The organism is Streptomyces sp. 8N706 (assembly GCF_052245415.1).
Lineage (GTDB): Bacteria > Actinomycetota > Actinomycetes > Streptomycetales > Streptomycetaceae > Streptomyces.
In genome coordinates this window covers 1-880 of record NZ_JBQQBW010000248.1, presented here as the reverse complement: position 1 = coordinate 880, position 880 = coordinate 1, and the positions used below count along the sequence as shown (strand labels likewise).

At 66.9% G+C, this 880-nt stretch carries 1 pseudogene; it reads left to right on the top strand.

Annotation, left to right across the window (positions count from 1 at the left end):
* Window positions 1–104 precede the first annotated feature (104 nt).
* Window positions 105–868 (top strand): annotated as a pseudogene (locus tag ACTWQE_RS34090) (MerR family transcriptional regulator).
* The last annotated feature ends 12 nt before the right edge of the window (window positions 869–880 follow it).

Sequence of the window (880 nt, the reverse complement as noted above, 5' to 3'; positions counted from 1 at the left end):
CTGTCCAACAGGGCTTCGGGCTTGCGCTTTCCGTTGCGGCAACTTCTACGGTCATGTGTGTGGCCGGAGAGACCGGCCCGGCGAGGGAGGCACCGGCAATGGCGATGGCCTGGTCGATCGCGGAGGTGGCGCGGATGTCGAAGGTGACATCGCGGACGCTGCGGCATTACGACGAGATCGGCCTGCTGGCGCCCGCATGGATCGGGAGCAACGGGCACCGCTACTACGAGGAGGCCGATCTGCTGCGGTTGCAGCAGATCCTGCTGATGCGGGAGCTGGACCTGGGGCTGCGCGAGATCCAGGCGGTCCTGGACAGCCAGCTCGACCAGGTGGCCGTGCTCCGTGAGCACCACCAACGGCTGCTCCGGAACGGGACCGGCTGGAGACGCTGGCCCGTACGGTCGGCCGCACCATCGCCGAACTGGAAGAAGGTAAGGACAAGGGCCATATGACGAAGATCAACAAGCCGGAGAACCTGTTCGAGGGGTTCCAGCCCCCTTCCGAGGCCGAGGCCGAGGTACGGGAGCGGTGGCCGCAGGCGTGGGAGCAGTCCCGGCAGGCCGTCGAGGCGATGACCTCCGAGGACACGGAGCGCTGGCAGCGTGAGGTGACGGCGCAGATGATCCGTATGGCGGAGTTCATGGTGGCCGGCACGCCGGTATCCGACCCTGCGGTACAGGCTGAGGTGGATGCCAACTACCAGGGTATCTGCCGGTTCTGGACGCCGACCGCGGCCGCGTACAAGGGAGTGGGCCAGACCTATGTCGACGACCCGCAGATGCGGGCCAACTTCGACAAGATCGCCGACGGTCTCGCCGTCTACCAGCGCGATGCGATGACCGTGTACGCCGATGCCCGGCTGAGCTGACCGCACGCGCCT